Annotated in this window: 8 protein-coding genes; 6 read left to right on the forward strand and 2 right to left on the reverse strand. The window is 38.6% G+C overall.

Features of this window, described 5'->3' with window-relative positions; translation table 11 throughout:
- Positions 1-93: 93 nt before the first annotated feature.
- The 6 genes from EH243_RS17645 to EH243_RS17670 all read left to right on the forward strand — a co-directional run bounded on the left by EH243_RS17645 (position 94) and on the right by EH243_RS17670 (position 7,883).
- Positions 94-867, forward strand: coding sequence for a Hachiman antiphage defense system protein HamA (locus tag EH243_RS17645; RefSeq protein WP_164549161.1), 774 nt, complete (start codon positions 94-96; stop codon positions 865-867).
- Complete coding sequence (locus EH243_RS17650; RefSeq protein WP_126159982.1) at positions 851-4,390, forward strand: DEAD/DEAH box helicase; 3,540 nt, start codon at positions 851-853, stop codon at positions 4,388-4,390. The genes EH243_RS17645 and EH243_RS17650 overlap by 17 nt, the downstream gene beginning before the upstream one ends.
- Positions 4,391-4,555: 165 nt before the next feature.
- Positions 4,556-5,323 (forward strand): hypothetical protein, encoded by a 768-nt coding sequence (locus EH243_RS17655; protein ID WP_126159983.1) that lies wholly within the window; start codon positions 4,556-4,558, stop codon positions 5,321-5,323.
- A 140-nt stretch (positions 5,324-5,463) separates the two neighbouring features.
- Positions 5,464-6,000, forward strand: coding sequence for a hypothetical protein (locus tag EH243_RS17660; protein ID WP_126159984.1), 537 nt, complete (start codon positions 5,464-5,466; stop codon positions 5,998-6,000).
- Positions 5,997-6,827, forward strand: coding sequence for a M48 family metalloprotease (locus EH243_RS17665; RefSeq protein WP_126159985.1), 831 nt, complete (start codon positions 5,997-5,999; stop codon positions 6,825-6,827). Before EH243_RS17660 ends, EH243_RS17665 begins: the two co-directional genes overlap by 4 nt.
- A 474-nt stretch (positions 6,828-7,301) precedes the next feature.
- On the forward strand, positions 7,302-7,883 hold the full coding sequence (locus EH243_RS17670) for a hypothetical protein (protein WP_126159986.1): 582 nt from the start codon (positions 7,302-7,304) through the stop codon (positions 7,881-7,883).
- Positions 7,884-8,351: 468 nt separating this feature from the next.
- Here EH243_RS17670 and EH243_RS17675 read toward each other — a convergent pair whose 3' ends face one another.
- The gene (locus EH243_RS17675; RefSeq protein WP_164549162.1) at positions 8,352-8,987 is read right to left on the reverse strand and encodes a site-specific integrase; all 636 of its coding nucleotides are present in this window, start codon (positions 8,985-8,987) and stop codon (positions 8,352-8,354) included.
- Positions 8,988-9,007: 20 nt separating this feature from the next.
- On the reverse strand, positions 9,008-9,132 hold a 125-nt coding region (locus EH243_RS17680), incomplete at its 5' end, for an IS3 family transposase (RefSeq protein WP_164549116.1).

The following is a 9,132-nucleotide window of genomic DNA, read 5'->3' on the forward strand; positions in this document are numbered from 1 at the left end:
ATAAGGTGTTATACGGCACTTCAAACTAGTATGACGACCCTTATCTGATGCTATAGGCGATAAGGTCAGATTAAATAAATTGAGGGGTACATATTGTTAAATATAATTGATAAGTCGGTAGTTTCTGATTACTCCCAAGGTCAGCATTCATTTAAGAAAGTAGTGCTCAAGAATCTGGAATACCAAGCTCTCATCGAAGAGCTTATCGAAACGTTGCCTGATTATTATATAGATCCTTTATCAATGGCGTGTACTCTTGAGCGCTTAGGTAAACCTGCTGCCGCAGCAAAGCTCAGGTTAAAAATTCCCGAAGTAACAAAAATTCGGTCTGGCGATATTGGCGAAGTGATCACAACGGATTATATTGATGAGCAAACAGTTTTTTCTGCACCAATAAAAAAATTGAGATGGAAAGATCACCGTAATATGGCAATGCGAGGTGATGATGTTATCGGAGTATTTATAAATCAAGAAAATCAAACAATAAAATTCCTCAAAGCTGAAGCTAAAAGCAATCTATCGTTGAGCCGTAATGTTTTAATAAAAGCAAGGGGTGAGCTTGATCTTGATGAGGGGTTGCCTGCGCCACATGCTCTTGAGTTTGTGGCAGAGAGGCTTAGAGAAACAGGCAGTCAAGATTTGGCAGACCTTATAGAAAAAGCACAGCTCGTTGATGGAATTGGCAATAATCAAGTTGAGCACTTACTTTTTACCTTTACATCATCAAATCCTGAGACTCTTCAAAGAGAGGCATTTGAGAGTTATGGCGGTAATATAAAGCAGTCCTCCGTTGGTTTTCAAGTTAGTAATCACCAGGAGCTTATTGGAAGTGTTTATCAGGGGGTGCTAGATGGCCTCGACGATTGAGCAAATAGAAGAAGCCATTCGGCAGGCAATAGCTACCGGTTTCAGAGGGCGGTTACTTGAGCGGGGTTTGGCGCGTTCAATGATTTGGGCTGACGGTGAATTACCTGATGGTTCACCAAATTTTGCAGAAAAACTTAGTTATGATCTCCTATCCTACGGTTATTCACTATTATCTCTTGCTATTCGCCTCACAGAATTGAATGGGGATGCTGATCTTGCCCGTGCTGCATTTGAAAAGTCCGCCACAGCAATAACAGACGTTATACATAATGGTAATTCTGATGATCCAGAAAGTGGCTTTCATAAGGTATTGGCGGCATCTAGTTATCATCTAGGGCGTTTTTCGGCTAAAGCATTTTCATTACTCAATCATAGTATTGAAAATGAAAATTTGAGTCGAATAGAGAAAATGCTTTCGTTACTCATGTTAAGAAAGTTTGCTGCGCTTGAAACTTCAGTACTAGATTGGAAAACATCTGGTCTTGGGACTGATAATTCACTCGCTGAAAAGCTAGGCTTTGAAGTTGACCAGCTTAGTGATCAACTTGAGTCAGAGGATCAAGAAGAATTTGGAATAGCATCAATTGAGCTACCTGTAATCGATTTAGCACTAACAGACAACTATTATTCTGCAATTTATGAGTTTTTATTCGCACTAGAGACAGGAAACTCCGTACTGCTAGAGGGTGCTATTAATCGGGTAGAAAATAGTCTGTCTGTTAGTGCAGAGCTTAACATGTTGCCGCAATGGTGGGTTTTGAGAATAACCAAGTGCCTATTTCTTGATCTTTGGGAGTCCAGCTTTCATAGGGTTATTCCTTTCTCTCCTGATCAAGAAAACAGTGAGAATTGGACACTACTACGCTGGCTTTTTATTGCTTCACTATTCAAAAGAAATAAGGCTGAGATTGATCTTTGGCCATCCCAATTGGAGGGGGCTAGGCGTGCAGTTGGTGATTTTGACGATCTTGTGGTTTCACTGCCAACTAGCGCAGGTAAAACACGCATCGCAGAATTATGTATTCTTCGATGTTTGGCTATTGGAAAGCGCGTGCTATTTATTACGCCGCTCAGGGCATTGTCCGCCCAAACAGAGGCATCACTTCGTAAAACGTTTCTACCGTTAGGTAAATCAGTTTCTTCGCTTTATGGCAGTATCGGAACAAGCGATTTTGAACAGAATATTATTAAATCTCAAGACATAGTAGTAGGCACTCCAGAAAAATTAGATTTTGCTTTAAGAAATGACCCTTCATTAATAGATGATATTGGACTCGTAGTTTTAGATGAAGGACATATGATTGGTCTTAATGAGCGAGAGATAAGTTATGAAGTGCAAATTCAGCGTTTATTAAAGCGTGGGGATTCTGAACAAAGAAGAATTGTTTGCCTTTCAGCTATATTGCCTGATGGTGATCAGTTAGAAGATTTTGTGGGTTGGTTGAGGCGGGACAAGGAAGGCGATGCTATAAAATCTGTATGGCGACCTACAGATCTAAGGTTTGGCGAGATTGTATGGCAAGAAAATACTGGACGAATTAACTTTACTATTGGCGAAGAACAGCCTTTTATTCCTAATTATATTCACCCATTTATTCCGCCAGTTGGTAGAAGAACTACGCCGTTTCCGAAAAATAAAAAAGAATTAACCTTGGCAGCTACTTGGAGGTTAGTTCAGGATAACCATACAGTTTTAATATATTGCCCAGAAAAACGATCTGTTAATAGTTTTGCGAAAGACATTATTGATTTGCACAAGCGAGGTGCTATCAATTCAGTGCTGACTGTTCCATTGCAACAACTAGATCTAGCAATAGTGTTAGGAAAAGAGTGGTTAGGTGAAGGTCATCCAGTTGTTAAATGCTTAAAAATAGGTGTGGCTGTTCATCATGGCGCTCTTCCAACTCCTTTTAGGAAGGAAATGGAAAATCTGTTACGCGAGGGAATTTTGAAAGTTACAGTTTCATCTCCCACCCTTGCTCAAGGTCTAAACCTATCTGCGACTGCGGTAATTATTTATTCCTTAACACGTAATAGAAATACAATAGATGCATCTGAATTTAAAAATGTGATTGGTCGAGCAGGTAGAGCTTTTGTTGATACACATGGGTTAGTCCTCTATCCAATATTTGAAAGACATGATTGGTTTCGGACTCAGTGGGGTAGTCTAGTAGAAGATACTAATGCTCGAAATATGGAGAGTGGTTTGGCTCTTCTTGTCAGTACTCTTGTAAGTCGAATGGCTCAGAGTATAGGAGGGACAGATATTGATGGTCTTCTTGAGTATGTTTTAAACAACACTCAAGAATGGGTCTTTCCTGATGTTGCTAATGAAACTGAAGAGCAGGCAGGGGTGCAGGAAATTGAGTGGAATAAGCATATCGTAAGCTTGGATACAGCTCTTCTAAGCATGCTAGGCGAGGAAGAGGTTTCAATAATTGATATACCAAATGCACTGGATGTAATCCTTCAGTCTTCACTATGGCAAAGAAGATTAACTCGTCATGATGAAGAGCAACAAGGCCTAAAAGGACTGTTTGATTCCGTATTAGCACAACGTGCAAAACATATCTGGAATGTCACCACTACTCTTCAACGCAAAGGATATTTTCTTGCTGGTGTTGGACTGGCTACAGGTCAGAGGCTTGATGCTATATCCGCTCAAGCAAACGTATTGCTTGTAAATGCAAACATATATATAGCCACCAACGAACAACAGTTAGCGATTGAGACAATAATACAGTTAGCCGAATTGGTTTTTGACATATCACCTTTTACACCGCGTAATTTACCGGAAGAGTGGAAAGATATTTTGGCGGTTTGGTTAAGGGGAGAAATACTCACCGATCATGAATTTATTGATATCAATGAAGCTCTAATGTTTATAGAGGATGGATTGATTTACCGTCTACCTTGGGGGTTAGAGGCTATAAGGGTTCGTGCACAAGCTAATGAAGATGTTATTTCCGATGGTGCAACAATAGTTGATTATGAAGTTGGGCTAGTAGTTCCTGCTATCGAAAATGGTACTTTAAATAGAAGTGCTGCACTGTTGATGCAAGCTGGATTTAACTCAAGAAAGGCCGCTATACATGCAGTCAATTCTACCAATGCTTCTTTCACAACGGGTGATCAATTAAAAGCGTGGCTAAATTCTCTAGATGTTTTTGAACTTGCAATTAGACTTGATTGGCCAACACCTGAAACTTCTAATTTATGGTGGAGTTTTATAAAAGATTATGAGCCAAAATCAGAGACTACTTGGAGATCAGTTAGTGCAGTAGTATTTGCAACATGGGTTAATACTTATGCTCCAGTTGAAGGGACGCCTGTAAAACTAAAAAATATTGAGGATGGCAATACTCAAATATTAGCATCAGATGGTGATAAAATAGGTACTGCTAACTGTCGATATAAATTACTCGAAGGTGGCGTTTACTTAACTAAAATTCATAGTGATACTAGATGTCTTGGCGTGACGTATTGGGGAGGGGGGGACAGTCCATTTGATTATCATGCCTAAGAACGGAAAATTTAGGGTGCTTTTTTATCCCAAAGTAAAATTTAGAGTTTAGTAAATCTACCGTATAACAATCAAATGCACTCGGACATTAAAAAGCGTTCCTCGTTCCTCGCTTTGCTTTTTTCTTACGGTGATGTGAAGCGTTAAGCTTTCATGGAGAGTTAAATGACTAATCAAAAAGAAAAAATGAAATGGGTGTTATTTTGGGTTTTTCTCATCCTTTTTGTAGTTATGGTCCTTGGAACTTTAGCAATGGTATTTCTAGGTTTTGGATCACCAACAGAAAGTGAAAGAGAGCTGATGGTGAAAGGCCTTATTGGTGAAGTTGCAGCTTGTATTATTGCTTTATTCTATTCTATCTTTGGTTTGAAGGGAGGTGCTGAAGAAACTGATAAATTACAAGAATTAGAAAGTAAAATCGAGCACTTATTATCAGTAATTGAAACGTTTAAATTAAGCGATAAAAAATCACGAGTGGTTCCATTATCAAGTGTGGAACAAGTGAGCACATCTGCATCTGTTGAGAGTGTCGCACAGGAAGATTTTGAAGGCAAAGTCTATGTACTTGGTACTGAACCCGCTTTTCCAATAACTGAATATGAATTAAAGCCACTTCCATCCGACATAAAAAAAGATATACGTAAAGCTAAACCACTAGATGTTAAACATAGAAAGTCTTCATACAAAGGAATGAAGGTTCAGTGGAGAGCTCTTTTGTCTACGGTAGAGGAGAAAGGTGACAATAAGCTTCGGATAACAGCAGATCTAGATGACTCTCTATTGTTTGCCTCATTTGAAGTGGAAAAAAATACAAATAATACGTTATTAATAGCTGATGAAGGTGAGCCTTTTTGGTTGTGTGGTGAAATAATTGAAGCTGAATCATACACAATTGAACTGGGTAAGGTTAAATTAAAGTTCAGGGAAACTTAATAAGGCATTTAAACGAAACTAAAACAGTTGGTTAGGTACCGCTTCGCTCCACATTATAACCAACAATTTTAGTCCGCTTAATACCGCGTTATACAGCAATGATACTCTGAGTTTAAGCAACTAATTAGAGGTATACTCAAATGGGCATCGATGAAATTGCGACAATATTTCGAGGGTTTGAACGACTAATTATTATTGGCGCCGCTATTCTAGCTCTTTACTTCGGATACAAACTATTTATAGCTGGCATTGATAGCGAGCAGTCTGGAGAATTTTCAGGGAAAAGCTTTACTATAAAACTTATTAAAGTTGGCCCCGGAATTTTCTTTGCTTTGTTTAGCACGTCTGTGCTGATTACAATGACATGGCAAAATGTTCAGTTCAGCGAAAACAGCAAGAGTCCTTCTGCCCCCGATATTTTGGGATCCCGGCTTACATCATTTTTTGGTGCCGAAGACTCTAGTCATTTGAAAAGACAGCTTGAACTGGCATCACAAATGAAAAGTCGATTTCAGGCTGGTCAGATACCCAAGGAGGTTTTTCTTTCTAGTGTAAGTTCATTACAGAAAGTCGCGGCTAAAATATATGTCGGTAAGGAAGTATATGAAAAGTGCGAATTTTTTCCTGAAAAACCAGTAACTAACGATTGTCGTATATATATGGAGTTAATTAAATGAAGTATATTCTTGCTTTCTTGGTTTTAATATTGATGCCTACAACATTATTAGCACAAGACAAAATGGACTATTTTAGAGGTTTAGTTCAAACTTTTGAAGATCGTGTTTTCCCCCGTCTGCTTGACCAAATGTCTAATTCAGATCGGAAAATTCTTCGAAGCGTCGACTTTCAGTTCATTGAAAATCCAGTAGTTGTAACTGCTGTATACACTGAAAGTGATACTAAAAAAGTCTATATTTATGCCGGCTTTCTAGACGGTCTATATAATTATGTTGATTGTCTGATTATTACAAAAATAAGTGATGGACGAAAAGCCTGTGATAAATATTTTGATTATTATTTTGGAAATGTGGTATCAAAAAGTCCAACTCCCCCTCTATCGTTTGCTGAAATAATCTTTACGGATGATACTAAACTTGAAGCTTGGCAAAACAATACAACAATGAACGACGCTAAAAATCTATACATGATGAGTGCCCTGATTTTGATCGGCATGCATGAGATGGGGCATCATATCACTGGTTTCGCTCAAAAAAACGCATTGTTATCAGACCGTCGAGGAGCAGAGATAAAGGCTGACAAGTGGGCTGTCGATAATCTGGTCCGGATGAACGAAAATCCAATATTGGGTATTACTATGTCTTTAGGCTATCTATCTCAGATAGAAAGATTTCGACGTATCAAGCAGGTTAATTCATTTAGTTCCCACCCAATGCCAAAGTCTCGAGCGCAATATGCTTTTGATAAAGTATGTGTTGGAAAACTTTCGAGCCCTATGCAAAAGTCTTGCGATTTAATTAGTGGCTTGATCGACGAATTTGAGTAAGAAGGTGGTAATATCATAAGAATTGTAAGCTCTAGTTACCGCATAATAAGCGCATTAAAACTGACTCCGCAAGTTGGCCGATTTTTTGCTAATACCAAAAGCCCAAAAAATCGTCCAACTTGATACGTAGTTTATGCGGGCGTTATATGACCGCTATATTTAAAATTTTAATGAGTATATATGTCTAAGATAAAAAAACTTTGGTGTTATTTAAATATATCTAACCCCATTGGTGCATGGGAAGTCGCTATCGGAAGAATATCTTCTATTGATACATCTGTGAATTTGACAGAAGAGGCTAGGAGGTCATATTTATCTTTGTGGCAGTAAAGTCGTTTAAAAATAGCCTGCGATCAAAGGTTGTGGCAACCATTCATAAATGAAATGGAGATTGTGAACACCCGATATAACGAATTTCCTAAAAAAGTATCAAGAATTAGGGGTTGTTACTTCTTTGAATCAAGGAAAATGGTCTTGGATGTAATTCAAAGTTTTAATTGGAAAGGCGTTGGCTTTAAAGAAGAATATCTTTCAGAAATTGAATTCATATATGATGAAGAAAATAATTTCTATGTTTATGATTCTGCTTGGATGAGCAGTGTAATGTCAAAAGATGAAATTGAGAGTTATTTAACTAGTGAAACAAAGTATTTAAATACCGCTTCTGCATTTCTATGCTACGGTCGAGGTGTCGTATTAAATCAAGACTTGATTAAAAATTCTGAAGAAATTGTAAGAGAAAGCTTTCCTTCATCTACTGCATTTTTAGATTCAGCTAAAATCATTTTCCATGAACTCTTTTACAAAAAATTCTCTAATGGATTGTTTCTCGAATGTGATGCTTATCACGTAGGTCAATTATCTCCTTTTATTAAAAATTTAGATGATGAACATGCAGAGGTAATAATTTTAATGACTGACTCAGCATTTAAAAAATATGGAGTTATTAAAGATGGTAGAGAACTGGTAACCCCTGATCTACGTGAACATATGTGTACAATACCTAAATCTCAGTTTTTAAAAGATAATTCTAAAACTGAGACAGTAGGAATATAACAAACGGCTGCACCGGAAAAATTTACGCTGTCACTTTTTGTGCAAATACACGCACAACAACCGCCATCAAAAATTTGCTCGGTCAGCCGGCGTTATGTGCGTTAGCCATCACTAGAAGGAAGCTGAATTGATGTTTTTAAACAGATATCAAAGGTGTCAGAAGCTGAACCCCGTACGTCTACTTTTATTCATTCATTATTGCTTAGTTCAATTTCCTAGGTCTGCAATAAATTAACGAAGACCAAAAGACTTACACAAAGTTATTGAACTTGTTCGTTTCTCAGGCCTGATATTTTATTGAGTCGATTTTTAGAGCATATTTCTACTGAGTGCCCGGTTAGCTCTTTACTCGTGTTAATGCTTGTAATATCACCGCACTGACGTTTGAGGTTATCGCCTGTTTTAGTGAGAATCGGAGCAATACGTGATGGATTAAGGGTTAGCTTTCATCCAGATAGTAGTAAATCTTTATCTACGCGGCTCTATGTCAGGCTCTGGCCGTCTCCTTGCGGCATGATAGTTTTGCTTGACCCATCGGCTTATATTATTGAGCGTGATGGGCTCATTTTTATGTTTCTTGAGATGATGTTGGTTACGTTTAGTCACTTTTTTAACAATACCTTTATCCGGCTTCAAGTAATTTCTTGAGTGCTGAGCGCTACGAGGGTTCCCATACACCTCAACGCTGCTGACTGATTGATGACCCATGATGGCGGCAATTTCTTCCTGCGGCATATCACTCGCTTTCAAGTCAGCACCTAACTGGTGCCTCCAAGTATATAGAGATGGGTGCACTTTGCGCTTTGGCCACAACCTTTGAGTTAGCTTATCAAGTCGCTTCTGTACATATCTGATCTGATCGGCATACGGGGCATTTATCAAGCGTTGATGGTGCTCTTTCAAGCGTGTGAATAAAGCACTGTTATCTATCTCGATGAGGCGGTCTAGCCCTCTTACTCCGTCTTTTGTTTTTTTCGCAGACGGGATGCTGATGTAGCGAGGAGTGATGAACTTTAGTTGCCTGAGTTCGGCGGGTCGACATCCCAAGTATCGAACAAGTGTAACCGCCGCAAAAACGGTTACCTCTTCATTATGATCTGGCAACAGTTTTCCGGACACATTTCTTAAGCTGCCTTTGACAGCGGTTCCTCAAAGACCAATGGCGCAATATACCCATTGGTTGAGTGAAGTCTCTCTCGGTTATAAAACACCTCGATATACTCAAAAATAGCCCGCTTTGCCTCTTCTC

This window comes from Amphritea opalescens (genome assembly GCF_003957515.1).
In the GTDB taxonomy this organism is placed as follows: Bacteria; Pseudomonadota; Gammaproteobacteria; order Pseudomonadales; family Balneatricaceae; genus Amphritea; species Amphritea opalescens.